Origin of the sequence: Verrucosispora sp. WMMD573, assembly GCF_027497175.1 — a bacterium.
Classification (GTDB): Bacteria; Actinomycetota; Actinomycetes; order Mycobacteriales; family Micromonosporaceae; genus Micromonospora.
In genome coordinates, this window is sequence record NZ_CP114901.1 from 1936623 (window position 1) to 1953525 (window position 16903).

The window sequence follows — 16903 nt, forward strand, 5'->3', positions numbered from 1 at the left end:
GGCTCAGGCCTCCGGGTCGGCGAGGACGACCTCCCACGCCTCCACGTCGCGTTCGGTGACCGTGGTCGGCGACTCCAGGTGGTAGGCGCCGCTGGGCAGGACACCGGCGCCGCCGTGCCGGCCCAGCACGGCGAGCTGCGCGGCGACGTCCTCGCCCTGGTGCCGCACCGGCACCCGACGCCAGAAGCCGAAACCGCCCGAGTCGACCAGCTTGGCCCGGTCGTAGAGCACGCAACCGCCGACCCAGGACACCTGGTACGCCCGCCATTCGTCGTCCGCCAGCGTCAGCGACGCCGTCACGTGCAGCAGGTTCGCCGCCGAGTGGATCTGCGCCCGGTCCCACTCGGGCGTGCCCGGCCGGACCCGCTCCGGCACCGGCCGTCCCGGCCACTCCCGGTAGTGCCGGTGCGTGTGTGGCCGTACGTCGTCCAGGTAGGACAGGCCGTGTACCCCGTTGCCGACGAAGCCGCAGCCCAACTCGCCGATCGCGGTCACCAGCCGGCGCAGCGCCCCCGGTTCCAGCCAGACGTCGTCGTCGAGGAAGAGCACGTACCGGGCGGTGGAGGTGGCGAGCAGGAAATCGCGGTGTTCGGCGAGCCCGCGCCGGGGCAGCCGCCGGGTCAGCAGCACCGGATGTCCCCGGTGACGCAGCGCCCGGACCATTGTGGCCGTCGCCGGATGGGCGTACCCGGGGTCGCCGTCGGACTGGTCGCTGACCACCACGCCGAATCCCGGCACCCCCTCCTGGGCGGCGAGCCCGGAGAGGGTGACGGCGAGTTCGGTGGGCCGGTTGCGGGTCGGAACGAGCACGTCGACCAGCCGGTCGACGCGGAACTGCGCGGGCGTGCCGGCGTCGAGGGGTCGGTTCACGGCGCCTTGCCGGTCAGTGGCGGCGTGTCCGCACCGGTCGTGACGGCGCTTCCGGCCGCGCCGGAGGTTTCCACCTCCGGAGCGGGCGCGGTCGGCCCGACCTCCGCGCCGGTCGCGCCCTCCTGGCCGTACGCGCGGATCCGGTCGATGATTGCCGAGGTGGAGCGGTCCGCCACGTACCCCAGGGTGCGCACCTGGCCGCCCAGCCGCTGCACCAGCGGCGCCTCCGGCACCAGCTCGGGCGGGTAGTCGCCGCCCTTGACGTAGACGTCCGGTCGGACCGCTTCGATGAGGGCGGCCGGCGAATCCTCCTCGAACACCACCACGTGGTCGACGCAGGTAAGCGCGGCGAGCAGGGCGGCGCGGTCCTCGATCGGGTTCACCGGCCGGCCCGCACCCTTCAACCGGCGTACGCTGCCGTCGGAGTTGACCGCCACCACCAGCAGGTCGCCGAGGGTGCGGGCCTGTTCCAGGTAGCGCACGTGCCCCCGGTGCAGTACGTCGAAGCAGCCGTTGGTGAAGACGATCGAGCGGCCGGCGCGCCGGTGTTCGGCCACGATCTCCGCGAGGTGCCCGGTGTCGACAAGCACCTGCCGGCCGTCGGGTGTCGACCGGCCCAGCGCGGCCAGCAGGTCCTCGCGGCGGCACACGCAGGTGCCGGTGCCGGCGACAGTGCTGGTCGCGGCGAGCTGGGCCAGTTGTGCGGCGGTGGACAGTGGAGCGTCGGCGGCCAGTGCGAGCGTCATCGCCGCCAGGTACGCGTCACCGGCACCGACGGTGTGGCTGGCGGGCACGGGTGTGGTGTGGCTGCGGGCGGGTTCGCCGTCGATCCCGCCGACCACGGCACCCTCGGTGTCCAGGGTCACCGCGACCACGGCCGCACCGGTGTGGGCACGCAACTCGGCGAGCCGGGACTCGGCCAGAACAGCCCGGTCCACGCCGGCACCGACCTCGGTGTTCACGGTCACTCCGGTGCCGGTCACACTGAGCCCGTCGCGGGTCATCGCCACCCGGCTCTCGCCCGGGGTGGGCTCCCCGGTGGGCCCGTCGGTGCGCCGCATCCCGGCCTCGCCCGGGGCCGTTCCCACGGTCAGCTCGGAGGGCCCGTCGGCCGGGTCGACCTCGGGATGCTCCAGGTGCAGCTCGTGCCCACCGGCAGTGGCGGTGTCGGCCGGGTCAGCGGGGGACGCCGGGTTCGTGGCCGGCCCGATCATGCCTGCGCGGGCGAGCAGGCGGGTGGCCTCCGCGAAGCTCGGGGTCACCACGGTCGGGGCAAGGCCCCGCCAGTCGGCGAGGTCGTGGGCGTCGAGCGCGACCGTGGCGTACCGGTCCCGGTGCTCGACCAGCCAGGCGCGGACCGGCGCGGGCAGCGCACCCAGGCCGTAGTCACAGACCACCAGGGTCGGCTTCTCGCCTCCGCTGGCCGCCCGCAGTTCCGCACTCGCGCAGTCCAGGGCGGTGAGCAGGCAGTCCACCCCCACGTCGCTGAGCGGGTCGTCCGGGTCGCCGGAGTCCTCCCGCAGCAGGATCTGGTCGTCGGCCAACATTCGACGCTTGACCGGGGTGGGCCGCCCGGGCTGGCTGACCGTACGGTCCCAGACGCCGGCCCGGTCGAGGCAGTCGTGCAGCTCGTCGCCGGCGGCGTCGGCCCCGACGGGCGCCACCAGCACCGAGCGCCCGCCCAGCGTGGCGATGTTGACGGCGGTGTTGGCGGCGCCGCCCGCCGCCGAGATGCGGCGGCGCAGGGTGAGGACCGGGGCGGGGGCCTCCCGGCACAACCGGTCGGAGTCCGCGAACCGCCACTCGTCGAGCATGGCGTCGCCGATCACCAGGACCGGACGTCCGAGCCAGCTCTGCACGACGTCGGCGAGCCGGAGCTGTTCCGCTGCTGCTCGTGCCATGCCGGCGGTTCCCCTCCGGTCGGCGGGGTCAAACCTGCCGGCCGGGCACCTGCTGGCGACGACGTGTGGTGGGCCACCGACCCGCCGCGTTTCGTGACGTTGGTGCCGGGAACGGAGATGGACGAACCCCCGGAGAGGAGAACATCATGGCAGCGACGTTGCAGGGCAAGCGGGTTGCCTTCCTGGCCACCGACGGCGTGGAGCAGGTCGAGTACGTCAAGCCGCGTCAGGCCGTCGAGCAGGCCGGCGCGACCGCCGAGCTGGTGTCGATCAAGCCTGGGAAGATCACCTCCTTCGAGCATCTGGACCCCTCCACCACGTACGAGGTGGACGTGAGCGCGGCCGACGCGGATCCCGCCCGGTACGACGCGCTGGTGTTGCCCGGAGGGGTGGCAAACCCGGACTTCCTGCGTACCGATGCCGACGCCGTCCGGTTCGTGCGGTCGTTCTTCGACGCCGGCAAGCCGGTCGGGGTGATCTGCCACGGCCCGTGGACGCTTGTCGAGGCGGACGTGGTGCGGGGGCGGCGGCTGACCAGCTGGCCCAGCCTGCGTACCGACCTGGTGAATGCTGGCGCGGAGTGGGTCGACGAGGAGGTCGTGACCGACAACGGGCTGGTCAGCAGCCGTAAGCCCGATGACCTGCCCGCCTTCTGCGCCAAGATCGTCGAGGAGTTCGCCGAGGGCCGGCACTGATCCGGCGGCAGCACTCGTTCGGTGGCCTCGCCCGTCCGGGCGGGGCCACCGTGCTTACTGATCACTTCAGGATCAGGCGGTTGGTCTGCTCGAAGACGTCCAGGTCGGCCAGGGTCTCCAGGACGCTTGCCGAGAGTGGCTGGGGCATCGCCTCGCGGTGGAAAAAGCCCGCGTCGATGGTCTCGTCGGTGACCCGGGCCAGCCGGCCGTCCCACTCCTCGACCCGGAACGCGGTGGTGAAGATCTGATAGGTGTGACCGTACATGTTGGTGTGGGTACGGTCCGGGCCGGTGTAGAGGGCGAAGGCGCTGACCCGCAGCGCCCGCAGCCCGGTCTCCTCGCGTACCTCCCGCACCGCGCAGTCCGCGATCGACTCGCCCAGCTCCATCGCGCCGGCGGGCAGCGCCCACTGGCCGTTGTCGGAGCGGCGGATCAGCAGGGTGCGGGCCGAGTTGTCGCGCACCACGGCCCGCGCGCCGACGAACATCAGCGTCCGGTCGCCGGCCAGGGCACGCAGTTGCCCGACGTACGAATCAGCCCAGGAGATGCTCACCCGGACAATTTACGGGGGTTCCCAACGTGTGACCGGCGACACTAACTTGTTACCCATGCGTAGCACGATGATGGACGCCCCTCTTCAGGTCTCCCGGATCCTCGAACACGGCGCCACCGTGCATGGCGCGGCCGAGGTGGTGACGTGGACCGGCGCCGAGCCACGGCGCAGCACGTACGCCGAGGTCGGGCGGGACGCAGCCCGGCTCGCGCACGCCCTGCGGGCGGAGTGCGGGGTGACCGGCGACGAGCGGGTCGCCACCTTCATGTGGAACAACACCGAGCACCTGGTGGCGTACTTCGCGGTGCCCAGCATGGGTGCGGTGCTGCACACGCTCAACATCCGGCTCTTTCCCGACCAGGTCACCTACATCGCCAACCACGCCGAGGACCGGGTGGTGCTTGTCGACTCGACGCTGATCCCGCTGCTGGCGAAGTCCCTCGGTGGCATGACAAGCGTGCGGCACGTGGTGGTGGTCGGCGGCGGCGATCCCGCTCCCCTGGTGGCGGCGGCGGGCGACCGGATCGCCGTACACCACTGGGACGCGCTGTTGGCCGACCGCCCGGAGGTGTACGACTGGCCCGAGGTGGACGAGCGCGATGCCGCCGCCCTCTGCTACACCTCCGGCACCACCGGCAACCCCAAGGGAGTGGCCTACTCGCACCGCTCGATCTACCTGCACTCGTTGCAGATCTGCATGCCGGAGGGCTTCGGGCTCGGGCCGACCGACCGGGAACTGGCAATCGTGCCGATGTTCCACGCGATGTCGTGGGGGCTGCCGTTCGCGGCCTTTCTCTCCGGCGCGTCGCTGGTGATGCCGGACCGTTTCCTCCAGGCCGCACCGATCGCCGAGATGATCGCCGCCGAGCGGCCGACCCTGGCCGGTGCGGTGCCAACCATCTGGACCGACCTGCTGGCCTACCTGGACAGCCACGACGTCGACACCGCCTCGCTCAAGGAGGTGATCGTCGGTGGTTCGGCCTGTCCGCCGTCGCTGATGCACGCGTTCGACGAGCGGCACGGCGTCGACGTGATCCACGCCTGGGGGATGACCGAGATGTCGCCGCTGGGCTCGGTGTCGCGCCCGCCGGCCGGGGCGAGCGGCGACGACGCCTGGCGGTACCGGTACACGCAGGGCCGGGTGCCGGCGGGAGTGCGGGCCCGCATCGTGGGTCCGGCCGGGGAGCCGCTGCCCGCCGACGGAGCCTCCGTCGGTGAGCTGGAGGTCCGTGGGCCGTGGATCACCGCCCGGTACGTCGGGGACGACGCGCCGGACCCGGAGAAGTTCCGTGACGGTTGGCTGCGTACCGGTGACGTGGGCACCCTGTCGGCGGACGGCTACATCACCCTCACCGACCGCGCCAAGGACGTGATCAAGTCCGGCGGCGAGTGGATCTCGTCGGTGGAGTTGGAGAACGCGCTGATGGCCCACCCGGCGGTGCTGGAGGCCTGCGTGGTGGGCGTGCCGGACCAGCGGTGGGACGAACGGCCGCTGGCCACGGTGGTGCTCCGGGAGGGCGCCTCGGCGACCCCGGAGGAGTTGCGCGACTTCCTGGCCGGGTCGGTGGCGCGCTGGCAGCTGCCGGAGCGGTGGGCGTTCATCGAGGCGGTGCCGAAGACCAGCGTCGGCAAGTTCGACAAGAAGGTGGTGCGCTCCCGGTACGCCGACGGCGACCTCAATGTGCGGGAACTGGCCACGCCGTATCGTTTTTCGGCGCATCATCGCCATTGGGAGTAGTGGCCTGCACAGACCTCTCTCCGGTGGGCGGCCCCGGCGTTCGCACCGCGCCGGGGCCGCCCGTTCCTTGCGGGACGACCCGCAATGCCAGTATTGCGAGACTTATTCGCCTCTGTCCTGCGGACGGTGAAAAATCCCAGGTAGGACCGCTTATCCGCGGGCGCTGAGCAGCACCTTGCCGACCACCGAGTCCTCCACCGCCTGATGCGCGGCGGCGGTCGCCGACAGCGGATAGGAGTGCAACGGCAGGCCGGCGTCCTCGCCGACCCGGATCCCGCCCTGCGCGGCGGCCGCCGCGACGTCCACCACCGCCTGCGCCTTGGCCGCCTTCGGCATGGTGTAGACCAGCACGAACTGCCAGCGGGCGTTCGGTGCCATCAGTTGTCGGACCGGCAACGTCAACTCGTCACCGCCGTCGTCGGCGTACACGCAGACCACGCCGCCGGGGCGCAGCAACCGTACGTCGGTGGCCGCGTTGCGGGCGGGGGAAACCTCCACGATGCCGTGCACCCCGTCGGGCGCGAGCTTGTGGACCTCCTCCACCACGTCCTGCTCCCGGTAGTTGACCACTGCGGAGGCACCGGCCGCCGCCGCCAGTTGAGCCTTCTCGGCACTGCTCACCGTGGCGATGACGCAGGCGTCGGCCCAGGCAGCGAGTTGGATCGCGGCGTTGCCCACGGCGCCTGCCCCACCCTGCACCAGCACCGTGTGATCGCTCAACGCACCCGGGCGCAGGCTGTCCGGCAGATACTCCCCGGCGGTCAGGCAGCGGTGCGCCGTCAGGAAGGGGATGCCCAGGCAGGCACCCAGCTCGAAGGAGGCGTCGCCCAGGCGTACCGCCTGGCGGACCGGAACCACCGTGTACTCGGCGGCGGTACCCCACGGCCGCTGCCAGGCGGCCTCCCAGACCCACACCCGCTCGCCGATCAGCTCCTGGTCGACCCCCTCGCCGACCGCCTCGACCACCCCGGCCCCGTCCTGGCCGGGCGTCTGCCAGCCAGCCGGCAGTTGGCCCTGCCGGCGCGACTTCCAGTCCGTCGGATTCACCCCGGACACCGCGACCCGTAGCAGCACCTCGCCGGGACCGGGCTCCGGCACCGGCCGCTCGACAAGCTGGAGCACGGAGGGATCACCGGTGCGCTCGTACACCATCGCCTTCATGCCACCGACCGTAGGCGGGCCGGGGACCGCCCGGTGCCGGTTCAGCCCAGCCGGTCGACGACCTCCGGAGTCAACTCGTCGATCGACTCCAGCACCGTCACGGCCAGCCGTCGAGCGTCCGGATCCAGCGGGTACGCCCCGTGCGGCACCGCCACCACCGCCATTCCGGCGGCAGCCGCCGAACGCACCCCGTTGGAAGAATCCTCCACCGCCACGCAGCGCGTCGGGTCGAGGCCGAGCCGCCGGGCCACGGTCAGGTAGACGTCAGGTGCCGGCTTGCCGCGCTCGGTCTCCTCGGTCGACAGGGTGCTGCCGAACGCGTCGGTCAGGTCGGTGGCGGCCAGCGCCGCGGCGATCAGCCGGGTCGGTGAGGAACTGGCCAGCCCCAGGGGCCACCGCGCGGCCGTCCGACGGACCGCGTCGACCGCGCCGTCGATCACCGGCACCCGGGCGGCGTACCGGCGGGCCATCTCCTCGACCACCTCGGCGGCGACCTGGTCGGCGCTGCGCCGCACCCCCAACTCGTCGCTGAGGTACCGGGCCCACTCGCCGGTGCTCATTCCCATCAGCCGACGCTGGGTGTCGTCCTGCCAGCTGCCGCCGTGCTCGGCTACGTACGCCCGCCGAACCTCCTCCCACACCGGCTCGGAGTCGACGATCACACCGTCAAGATCAAAAACCACCCCATCCACCGTCACACCCCCATCCTCTCCCACCCACCCGAACCTCACCCACCCACCGCGTCGATCAAGAAGTTCGCGGCGGGGATCCGCAGCTTTCAGACGCAAAGCTCTTGGTCAACCCGACAGGGGCGGGAGGCCGATGGGGCTGTCCGGCGGGATGACCGTGTGGGCGGCGCGGGCGATCGGGTCGAGCAGCTCGCGTAGTCGGTGCGCGCGCTCGGGGCCGAGGGTGAGCCAGGGACGGACGGCGGCGAGATCGGTGGCGTCCTCGATCGCCTGGAAGGCCGCCCGCCCGCGCTCGGTCGGTTTGCCGTCGGCGTCCAGCCAACCACGGCCGGTGAGCCGCTCGCGCGCCTGCGACCAGTCCTGCTCCGACCAGCCCCGGCCGAGCAGGTTGGCCGGCGGCATGTCGACCGCGACCCGCCAGGCCAGCGTCTCCACCGGGTCGAGATCGGCGGCGACCAACGCCGCCACGTGTCCGTCGCCGCGATGCTCGCGCAGCGTGGTGGCGGCCTGCCAGAGCCGAGCCAGTGGGTACTCACCACGGGGCAGGGCGGCATTCGCCGCGCCGAGCACCCGGCCGGCCGTACCGAGTCCGTCGGTGGCGGCCTCAAGCAGGTCGGCGGCCTCCACGAGGTGCCGCTCGGGCAACTCGTAGGTCAACTCGGCGAGCGCCTGCACCGCCCCGGTCAACCGGGCACGAAGCGCCTGGTCCGGCGAGGCCAGCTGCCACACCGCCGGCAGAGCCCGGCTCACCATGTGCGGCGCGAAGTTGAAGAAGGTGGCGATCACCGGTGCCGGGCCGGTCGGGCCGAGCGGGGCGGCGCGACCAGCGAAGTAACCCCGCCAGTAGCCGCGCAGCCCGGCTGCGCCGTAGGCGGCGCGGGCGCGTGGGTGGAAATAGGTGACGGCGTGCACCGGCTCGTAATGCGTCCACATCAACCGGGCGGTCCGCCCGTCGGCGTCCACTGCCGTCACGTGCACCTCCGTGTCGCCTCGACCAGCGTCCCGGGCGAGCTGCCCGGGACGCTTGTCGAACCTACTGCCGGTCGGTGACCGTTCGGAAGCCATCTGTGGTCAACGGCATCGATGTTCTGTCGGACGACCCGAACCGAGGCTCACTCGGCGGCGAGCACATCCACCACGAAACGCAGCGGGCCCGCCGGGCGACCGCCCCCACCGTCGCCGTACGCGTCCTCGGCCGGGATGTCGAGCTGCACCCGGCTGCCCACGGTCACGCCCACCAGGCCCTTGTCCCAGCCCGGGATGACCTGCCCGACGCCGATCGGGAAGGTGGCGGGCTCGCCCCGCTCCCAGGACGAGTCGAACTCCTCGCCGCTCTCGTAGAAGACGCCGACGTAGTTGGTGGTGATCGACTGGCCGGCCTGCACCTTCGGCCCGGTGCCCTCGATCAGCGGGGTGACGGTCAGCTTGGTCAGCTCGCCCTCTCCCGCGGTGACGGTCGGCTTGCTGCCCAGGGCCGGGTCCGCGCCCTCCGGTAGCTGCGGCGCGGGTGGCGCACCCGGCTCGTTCGTCGCCTCCGCCGGGGCGGAGGGGGTGCCGGCGGCCTGCTCGGGCGCGTCGTCACCACCGCGCTGGCCCACGATCACGAACACGGTGATCAGCACCGCCACGACGGCGATCCCGGCGAAGGCGCCGGCCCAGGCCTGCCGGCGGCGCTTCGCCTCGGCTGCCTTCTGAGCCGCCAACTGCTCGGCCAGCCGCCGCCGCGCCTTGGTCTCCTGCTCGCTCACGTCCTCGACTCCCTGCTGAGAGGTGTGGGGTGGGTCCGGCCACGGGCAGCCGTCGCCGACACACGGTACCTGGTGTACGAGGCACTTCCGACCATCGATGGCCCGCGTCCGCAGGCAGGGCTGTGCCGACCAGGGAGTCCAGGTCGCCCCGCAACCGCCCGAAGGCGCATTCGGGCGACCAAAGGTGCGGTCAGGCGGATTTACGCGGAGTGGTCTTCTTGGCGGTCTTGGTGGCTTTCTTCTCCGCCGTCTTCTTGGCCGGTTGGGCCTTCTTGGCGGTGGTCTTCTTCTCGGCGGTCTTCTTCGCGGGCGCCTTCTTGGCCGGTGCTTTGGTGGCCTTCTTCTCCGCCGCCTTCTTCTGCGCCGAGCGTGCCGACGAGATCGGGGTCGGTTCGGCGCCACCGCCGGCCGGTGCCTCGCCGCGAGCCGCCCGGGCCCGCTCCACGGACGCTTTGAGCGCCGCCATCAGGTCGACGGCGGCGGCGGGCGCCTCCTCCACCTCCTCCGGCTGGACCACCTCGCGGCCCTCCACCTTCGCGTCGATGACCTCCTGCAACGCCGCCCGGTAGTCGTCGGTGAACTCGTCCGGGTGAAATTCCCCGGCCATCGAGTCGATCAGCGAGGTGGCCATCGCCAACTCCGGAGGACGGATCTTGAGGTCTTCGTCGAGGAAACCGAAATCCGGCTTACGGATCTCGTCGGGCCAGAGCATCGTGTTCAGCAGCAGCACACCCTCACGGACCCGCAGGGTGGCCAGCTGCTCCCGCTGACGCAGCGCCACCTTGACGATGGCCACCCGCTCCGAGTCGGTCAACGCGTCCCGCAGCAGCAGGTACGGCTTGGTCGCGGTGCCCTCCGGCTCCAGGAAGTACGCCTTGTTGTAGAGGATCGGGTCGACCTGCTCGGCCGGCACGAACTCCAGCACGTCGATCGCGTGGGAGGTGCTCAGCGGCAGGTCGGCGAAGTCGTCGTCGGTGAGGATGACCATCTCCCCGCCGCCGATGTCGTAGCCCTTGGCGATGTCGTCGTAGCTGACCTCCTCGCCACAGACCTGGCAGGTCCGCTTGTACCGGATCCGCCCGCCGTCCTCGCGGTGCACCTGGTGGAACCGGATGTCCTTTTCCTCGGTCGCCGAATACAGCTTGACCCCGATCGAGACCAGGCCGAACGACACGGCTCCCTTCCAGATGGCCCGCATGCTGCGCTCCCTTCCCCGGTATCGACCATGCTCGCATCACAGCGAACCGGACGCGAGGCGTTCGGCCTGCTACTACAGTCGTCCTGTGCCCGGCGCGCCGCTCAAGCCGATGCTCGCGATGACCGGGCAGCTACCGACCGGTCCCGACTGGGCGTACGAGTTCAAGTGGGACGGGGTACGCGCGCTGGCCGACGTCGCCGCCGGACGGCAACGCCTGTACGCGCGTTCCGGCGTGGAGATCACCACCGCCTATCCCGAGCTGATTCCGCTCGGCGAGCAGGTCGACGACGTTCTGCTCGACGGCGAGGTGGTCCTGTTCGACCAGGCCGGACGGCCCTCGTTCACCGCCCTGGCCGAGCGGATGCACGTGCGTAACGCCGCCAAGGCGGCCCGGCTGGCGGCAACCGTACCGGTCACGTACATGATCTTCGACGTGTTGCGGCTCGACGGTCAGGACCTCACCGGCTGGCCGTACGCCCGACGGCGGGAAGCCCTCGACGGCCTGGCGCTGGGCGCGGCGCGCTGGGCGGTGCCCCCGGTCTTCTCCGACGGCCCGGCCACCTACGAGGCGGCCGGCGAGCACGGCCTCGAAGGGGTGATGGCCAAGCGGATCGAGTCGGCCTACCGGCCCGGGGTGCGCTCGCCGGACTGGGTGAAGGTCAAGCTGGAGGTGACCGGCGACTTCGTGATCGGCGGCTGGCGGCCCGGCGCGCGGAGGATCGGCGGCCTGCTGGTCGGGGTCCCCGGCGCCGACGGCCGGCTCGTCTACCGGGGTCGGGTTGGTGGTGGGATCGGCGCCGCCCTCGAGCGGGAGTTGCTGCGCCAGCTGGAGCCGCTGCGCACCACCGCCTCGCCGTTCGGCGGCGACGTCCCCCGCGAGGATGCCCGGGGCGCGATCTGGGTAACTCCCCGGATCGTGGTGGAGGTGAAATACGGCCAGCGCACTCCGGACGGGCGGCTGCGCTTCCCCCGGGTCCTGCGGATCCGCCCGGACAAGCCGGCCGAGGAGGTCGACGATGCCAGCTGACCGGTTCCCGGTCGAGGTGCAGGGCCGCACGTTGGAGCTGTCCAACCTGGACAAGGTCCTCTACCCGACGGCCGGCTTCACCAAGGGCGAGGTGATCGACTACTACACCCGGATCGCCCCGGTGCTGCTGCCGCACCTGGCCGACCGGGCGCTGACCCGCATCCGCTACCCGAACGGGGTGACGGGCGGCTCGTTCTTCGAGAAGAACGCCCCGGCCGCCACCCCTTCCTGGGTACGTGTCGAGACGCTGCCGGCACCGGGCTCCACCAAGGGCCGGGAGACCATCGACTACGTCGTCGCCGACGAGCTGCCCACCCTGGTCTGGCTGGCCAACCTCGCCGCCCTGGAACTGCACACCCCGCAGTGGAAGGTCGGCGCGCATCCGGACCTGATGGTGGTCGACCTGGACCCGGGCACCCCGGCGGCGCTGAAGCAGTGCTGCCAGGTGGCGCTGCTGATGCGGGACCGGCTGGCCGAGGACGGCATCGACGCGTACCCGAAGACCTCCGGCAAGAAGGGCATGCAGCTCTGCTGCCCGATCTCCGGCAGCCAGCCCGCCGACGACGTGTCGGCCTACGCGCGGCGCATCGCCCAGGAACTCGAACGCGACAGGCCGAAACTGGTGGTGTCGAAGATGGCGAAGAACCTGCGACCGGGCAAGGTCTTCATCGACTGGAGCCAGAACAACGCGGCCAAGACAACTGTGGCCCCGTACTCGCTGCGTGCCCAGCCCGTCCCGTCGGTGTCGACGCCGCTGACCTGGGACGAGGTCTCCGCCGGTGCGGCCGGTCGACGCCCGGCCACCAAGCCCTACACCGCAGGCGAGGTGCTGGACCGGGTCGAGAAGCACGGCGACCTGCTCGCCCCCCTGCTCGACGGCGGCCCCGAGCTGCCGGGCTAGCCGGCGGCCTGCTCACCCTCGTGCCGCCGCAGACGCGCGTACGCCCCGGTGAGCATGGCGACCGCGAGCAGGCTGACGATCACGTCGCTGATCAGCGCCTGGGTGGGTGACGCCGGTGCGTACGGAGGCACCAGGTAGGCCAGCACGGCCGCCCCGACCAGCGCCCCGGCGGCGCTGGCCAGCACGTGCCGCTGACCCCACCCGGCGCGTCCCGCCCAACGGACCAGCAGCCCCACCAGCACGGCGGCGACAACCACCGAGACGGCGACGCCGATCCAGCCGGAGAGCATGCTGACCCCCAGGTAGCCGAGCAGCACCAGCAGGCCGGGACGGACCGGCCGGGGCGAGCGGGTCGGAGCCGGCACCGGCCGACGCCGCCATCGGGGCAGGGCCGCCACCACGACCAGGGCGAGGACCACCGACGTCGCCCCGATGAGCTGACCCGGGCTGGCCAGGAACCCCTTGCGGCCACTGTCGTCGGCGAAGACGAGCAGGCTGCCCAGCAGGTAGAGGACGGTCACCGCGACCAGGCCGGGCGCGCCCAGCCAGGGCCGCAGCCGGCGGGCCGGGGAGAGGTACGACTCGACGATGGCGATCGGCGCGCAGATGGTCAACGCCACGTGATTGCCGAGGAAGCTGATCGCCTCCTGGGCGCTGATGCCCAGCACTGGAATGCGGGTGCGGTCCGCCGCGCTCAACTCGGCGAACTCGGTGTCGGCCAGGTAGTCGGGGTTGAACAGCGACTGGTCCACCAGGCCCGCCTGGACCACCCCGAACCCCGCCGCCAGCAGCACGATCATCGGCCAGCCGCCGCCCGTACGCCGGGCCGCCTCCCGGATGAGCACCGCCGCGCCCCCGTACATCGGTGCCAGGACGACCACCACGACCAGCATGTCGGTGCCGGCGAAGCCGCCCCACGAGCACTCGGCGGCCCAGGGAGCGAGGATCAGCAGCGCCAGGACCGGTGCGAGTCGCCGCCGCATCGGCTGCCGGCCGCCGTCGACAGCCGCCCGCTCTTCTCCGTGAGTGGTCATGCCACTGACTCTCCCTGCGACGGGGCACCCACCACCAATGCCATCAGTCATGTCTTCGCCGGCCCGACCGGGAGGGTCGACCTCGACAGACCCGGACGGCAGGAGTAGGACGTACGTATGCGCGCCGCTCTTCCCGTACCGTCCGCCGCCGGTCTCGCCGATCCGGACCGGCCACTGCTCAGCTACCTCGACCACCGCAGCGGCGAGCGTCACGATCTGACCGCCGCCGCGCTGGGTGACCTGGCGGCGCGGGCCGCCGGGCTGTTGCGCGACGGCTGCGGACTGACCCCGGGCAGCCGGGTGGCGGTGCTGTTGCCGCCGCACTGGCGTACCGCTGCTGTGCTGTTGGGGGCCTGGGCGGTGGGGCTCGAGGTGTCGTTCCGGCCGCGCGCCACCGCCGGGCTGCCGGTGCTGGAGCCCGGCGGCGACCGGCCGTACGACGCGGTCCTGGTCACCCCGGAACGCCTGGACGACTGGCTGGAGGACGTGCCGGACGGGCTGCACCGCTACCTCGTGGGCACCGGGCCGCAGGAGTTGGTCGACGTGCCGGTCGGCTGGCTCGACTGGTCCGTGGAGGTGCTGCGGCACGGCGTCGCCCCGAGCGACCGGCCCGTGCTGCACGCGAACGACGCGGCCAGCCCGGACGGCACCAGCTACGCCGAGTGGGGTTCGATCGCCAGGGCGGTGGCCGAGCAACTCGACCTGCGGGCCGGTGACCGACTGCTGGTCGACGTCGCCGAGCACGAGCAGCCGCTGAAGTGGCTGCTCGCTCCGCTCTCCGCAGGTGCCACCGTGCTGCTCTGCGCCAACCTCGACCCCACCCACCGGGACACCGTCGCCGCCGCCGAACAGATCACCCGCGTCCTCTAAGAGACGACTCCGATGCGGCAACATCCCTGTTGTTGCTGTGTCGGCTCCGAGCCTCCGAGGTGAGGCAGCAACAACAGGGATGTTGCGCAGATCTTGCCGAGGGTGCGGTCAGTCGAACGAGGGGAGCGTCGGGCCGAGGACGTCGTCGGCGTCGACGATGGTGTACGCGTACCCCTGCTCGGCGAGGAAGCGCTGCCGGTGGGCGGCGTACTCGGTGTCGATGGTGTCCCGGGAGACCACGGTGTAGAAGTGGGCCTGCCGGCCGTCGGCCTTCGGGCGCAGCACCCGGCCCAACCGTTGCGCCTCCTCCTGGCGGGAGCCGAACGTGCCGGACACCTGGATCGCCACCGCCGCCTCGGGCAGGTCGATGGAGAAATTTCCCACCTTGGAAATCACCAACGTACGCACCTCCCCGGTGCGGAACGCGTCGAAGAGGCGTTCGCGCTCCTTGTTGGTGGTCGAGCCCTGCACGATCGGGGCGTCGAGATACTCGCCCAGCTGGTGCAGTTGGTCGATGTACGCGCCGATGACAAGCGTCTGCTCGTCCGGATGCCGGTTGAGCAGGGCGCGCACCACCGGCAGCTTGGTGCGGGCGGTGGCCGCCATCCGGTAGCGCTCCTCCGCCTCCGCCGTCGCGTACGCCATCCGCTCGGCGTCGGTGAGGGTGACCCGGACCTCGACACACTCGGCGGGGGCGATCCAGCCCTGCGACTCGATGTCCTTCCAGGGCGCGTCGTACCGCTTCGGGCCGATCAGGCTGAACACGTCGCCCTCCCGGCCGTCCTCGCGTACCAGGGTGGCGGTCAGGCCCAGCCGGCGGCGGGCCTGGAGGTCCGCGGTGAAGCGGAAGATCGGCGCGGGCAGCAGGTGCACCTCGTCGTAGACGACCAGGCCCCAGTCCCGGGCGCCGAACAGGTCCAGGTGGGTGAAGGCGCCGCCGCGCCGCGAGGTGAGCACCTGGTACGTGGCGATGGTGACCGGGCGGATCTCCTTGCGCTCGCCCGAGTACTCGCCGATCTCCTCCTCGGTCAGCGAGGTGCGGGCGATCAGTTCCCGCTTCCACTGCCGGCCGGCCACCGTGTTGGTGACCAGGATCAGCGTGGTGGCCTTCGCCTCCGCCATCGCCGCCGCACCCACAAGCGTCTTGCCGGCCCCGCAGGGCAGCACCACCACACCCGATCCGCCGGCCCAGAACGCCTCGACCGCCTCCCGCTGGTACGACCGCAGCGTCCACGGCTTCCCGCCGTCCTTGCCGGCCTCGGCCAGCTCGATCGGGTGCGCCTCACCGTCGACGTACCCGGCGAGGTCCTCCGCCGGCCAGCCGAGCTTGAGCAAGGCCTGCTTGAGCCGCCCCCGCTCGGAGGGGTGCACCGCGATGGTGTCGTCGTCGATGCGGTTGCCGAGCATCCCGGCGAGCTTCTTGCTCTTGGCCACCTCGACCAGGACCACCCGGTCCAGGGCGCGCAGGACGAGGCCGTGCGCCGGGTCGTTGGCGAGTTGGAGCCGCCCGTACCGGTCCATCGTCTCGGCGACGTCCACCAGCAGCGCGTGCGGCACCGGGTACCGCGAATACTTGATCAGCGCGTCCACCACGCCCTCGGCGTCGTGCCCGGCGGCGCGGGCGTTCCACAACCCGAGCGGCGTCAGCCGGTACGTGTGCACGTGCTCGGGCGAGCGTTCCAACTCGGCGAAGGGCGCGATGGCCATCCGGCAGGACTGTGCGTCGGGATGGTCGATCTCCAGCAGGAGGGTCTTGTCCGACTGCACGATAAGTGGTCCACCACTCACGCCGAATCCTCTCGTCCGTACGGCTGATCCGGCCGCCGAGGCAGGTGGCTGACCTGCCACTGGGCGACCATCCAGTGTTGCACGCGCGGGCGGGCGGCGAGAAAGTGCTCATCCTGCGCAACCCTGCCGGTGCTGCGGCGCGTCTAGCAGTAGGGGACGAGTTGTCGAGGTCGGCGGCCCGCCGGGTCGCGAGACGGGCCACCCGTACGCCCTCGCGGTCGTCATGCCGGTCGGTGCCGGTGCGCAGCGCGTTCGATCCACGGCCGGACGGGCCAGGAAAGCGGGGGCCGTTCCCGTCGCAGTGGAAGCCAACGGGGGCGAGCGGCGCGCCCGGACCGCACCGGCACCCCTCCGCACTCGTTGCGCACCCGGCACCGCAGGGTACGAGCCGAGTCGGATCGTCACCCGATGGTGCTGGCCGACGGCCGTCAAGGGTGACACCCTTGACGTCCAGGGCTGGACCGTACGGGGGAGGGCAGATGACCGTTGACCAGGAAGTTGTCCCCGAGCGCGAACAGGCAGAGTCGTCCGAAACCGTCTCCACCGCCACCGTGGTCGCGTACGCGATCGTCGGTGTCGTCCTGTTCGGCTGGTTTCTGTTCGGCTGGCTGGTGCTCCAGCAGGGCTTCGTCGACTCGGTCGGCGAGGCGGCCGGCACCGGGTTCACCCTGCTGTTGATCGTGGCGATCGTCGGGTCGGTGCGGCGCAGCCGCCGCTGAACCGGCCGCCC

16 protein-coding genes are annotated in these 16903 nt (G+C 71.8%); 6 read left to right on the forward strand and 10 right to left on the reverse strand.

The genetic code is table 11. The features are described 5' to 3' along the window. Positions 1–3: 3 nt before the first annotated feature. Both O7601_RS08990 and rfaE2 read right to left on the reverse strand, forming a co-directional pair. Entirely contained in the window at positions 4–870 is an 867-nt protein-coding gene (locus tag O7601_RS08990) for a glycosyltransferase family A protein (protein ID WP_281565725.1), read from the reverse strand. Further along, entirely contained in the window at positions 867–2771 is a 1905-nt protein-coding gene (rfaE2, locus tag O7601_RS08995; RefSeq protein ID WP_281565726.1) for a D-glycero-beta-D-manno-heptose 1-phosphate adenylyltransferase, read from the reverse strand. The genes O7601_RS08990 and rfaE2 overlap by 4 nt, the downstream gene beginning before the upstream one ends. A gap of 146 nt (positions 2772–2917) precedes the next feature. Here rfaE2 and O7601_RS09000 point away from each other — a divergent pair, with 146 nt between their 5' ends. Continuing rightward, positions 2918–3466, forward strand: coding sequence for a type 1 glutamine amidotransferase domain-containing protein (locus O7601_RS09000; RefSeq protein ID WP_281565727.1), 549 nt, complete (start codon positions 2918–2920; stop codon positions 3464–3466). A 61-nt stretch (positions 3467–3527) separates the two neighbouring features. Here the strand turns inward: O7601_RS09000 and O7601_RS09005 are convergent, their stop codons facing one another. Further along, entirely contained in the window at positions 3528–4019 is a 492-nt protein-coding gene (locus O7601_RS09005) for an NUDIX domain-containing protein (RefSeq protein ID WP_281565728.1), read from the reverse strand. 55 nt (positions 4020–4074) lie between these two features. Between O7601_RS09005 and O7601_RS09010 the strand changes: the two genes are divergently transcribed. After that, entirely contained in the window at positions 4075–5757 is a 1683-nt protein-coding gene (locus O7601_RS09010) for a fatty acid--CoA ligase (RefSeq protein WP_281565729.1), read from the forward strand. Between the two features lie 150 nt (positions 5758–5907). Here the strand turns inward: O7601_RS09010 and O7601_RS09015 are convergent, their stop codons facing one another. From O7601_RS09015 to O7601_RS09035, 5 genes are all read right to left on the reverse strand, one after another. Further along, the gene (locus O7601_RS09015; protein WP_281565730.1) at positions 5908–6918 is read right to left on the reverse strand and encodes an NADPH:quinone reductase; all 1011 of its coding nucleotides are present in this window, start codon (positions 6916–6918) and stop codon (positions 5908–5910) included. Positions 6919–6959: 41 nt separating this feature from the next. Then, positions 6960–7616: an HAD family phosphatase gene (locus O7601_RS09020; protein WP_281565731.1), complete on the reverse strand. Its 657-nt coding sequence runs from the start codon at positions 7614–7616 to the stop codon at positions 6960–6962. 99 nt (positions 7617–7715) lie between these two features. After that, positions 7716–8540, reverse strand: a complete 825-nt coding sequence (locus O7601_RS09025) for a hypothetical protein (protein ID WP_281566855.1) — start codon at positions 8538–8540, stop codon at positions 7716–7718. Positions 8541–8719: 179 nt separating this feature from the next. Beyond that, positions 8720–9355: an FKBP-type peptidyl-prolyl cis-trans isomerase gene (locus O7601_RS09030; RefSeq protein WP_281565732.1), complete on the reverse strand. Its 636-nt coding sequence runs from the start codon at positions 9353–9355 to the stop codon at positions 8720–8722. Positions 9356–9545: 190 nt separating this feature from the next. Further along, positions 9546–10553, reverse strand: coding sequence for a Ku protein (locus O7601_RS09035; protein ID WP_281565733.1), 1008 nt, complete (start codon positions 10551–10553; stop codon positions 9546–9548). An 85-nt stretch (positions 10554–10638) separates the two neighbouring features. On the opposite strand from O7601_RS09035, the gene ligD (O7601_RS09040) reads away from it, so the two are divergent. Both ligD (O7601_RS09040) and ligD (O7601_RS09045) read left to right on the forward strand, forming a co-directional pair. Next, entirely contained in the window at positions 10639–11580 is a 942-nt protein-coding gene (gene ligD, locus O7601_RS09040) for a non-homologous end-joining DNA ligase (RefSeq protein WP_281565734.1), read from the forward strand. Continuing rightward, positions 11570–12481 carry a non-homologous end-joining DNA ligase gene (gene ligD, locus O7601_RS09045; protein ID WP_281565735.1) on the forward strand — a complete coding sequence of 304 codons (912 nt, stop codon included), beginning with the start codon at positions 11570–11572 and terminating at the stop codon, positions 12479–12481. The genes ligD (O7601_RS09040) and ligD (O7601_RS09045) overlap by 11 nt, the downstream gene beginning before the upstream one ends. On the opposite strand, the gene O7601_RS09050 is transcribed toward ligD (O7601_RS09045), so the two are convergent. Continuing rightward, positions 12478–13515: a hypothetical protein gene (locus O7601_RS09050; protein ID WP_281565736.1), complete on the reverse strand. Its 1038-nt coding sequence runs from the start codon at positions 13513–13515 to the stop codon at positions 12478–12480. The genes ligD (O7601_RS09045) and O7601_RS09050 overlap by 4 nt on opposite strands. Positions 13516–13632: 117 nt before the next feature. Between O7601_RS09050 and O7601_RS09055 the strand changes: the two genes are divergently transcribed. Next, complete coding sequence (locus O7601_RS09055; protein ID WP_281565737.1) at positions 13633–14385, forward strand: TIGR03089 family protein; 753 nt, start codon at positions 13633–13635, stop codon at positions 14383–14385. 108 nt (positions 14386–14493) lie between these two features. Here the strand turns inward: O7601_RS09055 and O7601_RS09060 are convergent, their stop codons facing one another. Then, entirely contained in the window at positions 14494–16173 is a 1680-nt protein-coding gene (locus O7601_RS09060; protein ID WP_281565738.1) for a DNA repair helicase XPB, read from the reverse strand. A 479-nt stretch (positions 16174–16652) separates the two neighbouring features. On the opposite strand from O7601_RS09060, the gene O7601_RS09065 reads away from it, so the two are divergent. Next, complete coding sequence (locus O7601_RS09065) at positions 16653–16892, forward strand: hypothetical protein (RefSeq protein WP_281565739.1); 240 nt, start codon at positions 16653–16655, stop codon at positions 16890–16892. Positions 16893–16903 lie beyond the last annotated feature (11 nt).

Coding starts and splice junctions, on each gene's coding strand:
- rfaE2 (WP_281565726.1), bottom strand. CDS start 2,771: ATGGCACGAGCAGCAGCGGAACAGCTCCGGCTCGCCGACGTCGTGCAG.
- O7601_RS09000 (WP_281565727.1), top strand. CDS start 2,918: ATGGCAGCGACGTTGCAGGGCAAGCGGGTTGCCTTCCTGGCCACCGAC.
- O7601_RS09010 (WP_281565729.1), top strand. CDS start 4,075: ATGCGTAGCACGATGATGGACGCCCCTCTTCAGGTCTCCCGGATCCTC.
- O7601_RS09015 (WP_281565730.1), bottom strand. CDS start 6,918: ATGAAGGCGATGGTGTACGAGCGCACCGGTGATCCCTCCGTGCTCCAG.
- O7601_RS09025 (WP_281566855.1), bottom strand. CDS start 8,540: ATGTGGACGCATTACGAGCCGGTGCACGCCGTCACCTATTTCCACCCA.
- O7601_RS09035 (WP_281565733.1), bottom strand. CDS start 10,553: ATGCGGGCCATCTGGAAGGGAGCCGTGTCGTTCGGCCTGGTCTCGATC.
- ligD (WP_281565735.1), top strand. CDS start 11,570: ATGCCAGCTGACCGGTTCCCGGTCGAGGTGCAGGGCCGCACGTTGGAG.
- O7601_RS09050 (WP_281565736.1), bottom strand. CDS start 13,515: ATGACCACTCACGGAGAAGAGCGGGCGGCTGTCGACGGCGGCCGGCAG.
- O7601_RS09055 (WP_281565737.1), top strand. CDS start 13,633: ATGCGCGCCGCTCTTCCCGTACCGTCCGCCGCCGGTCTCGCCGATCCG.
- O7601_RS09065 (WP_281565739.1), top strand. CDS start 16,653: ATGACCGTTGACCAGGAAGTTGTCCCCGAGCGCGAACAGGCAGAGTCG.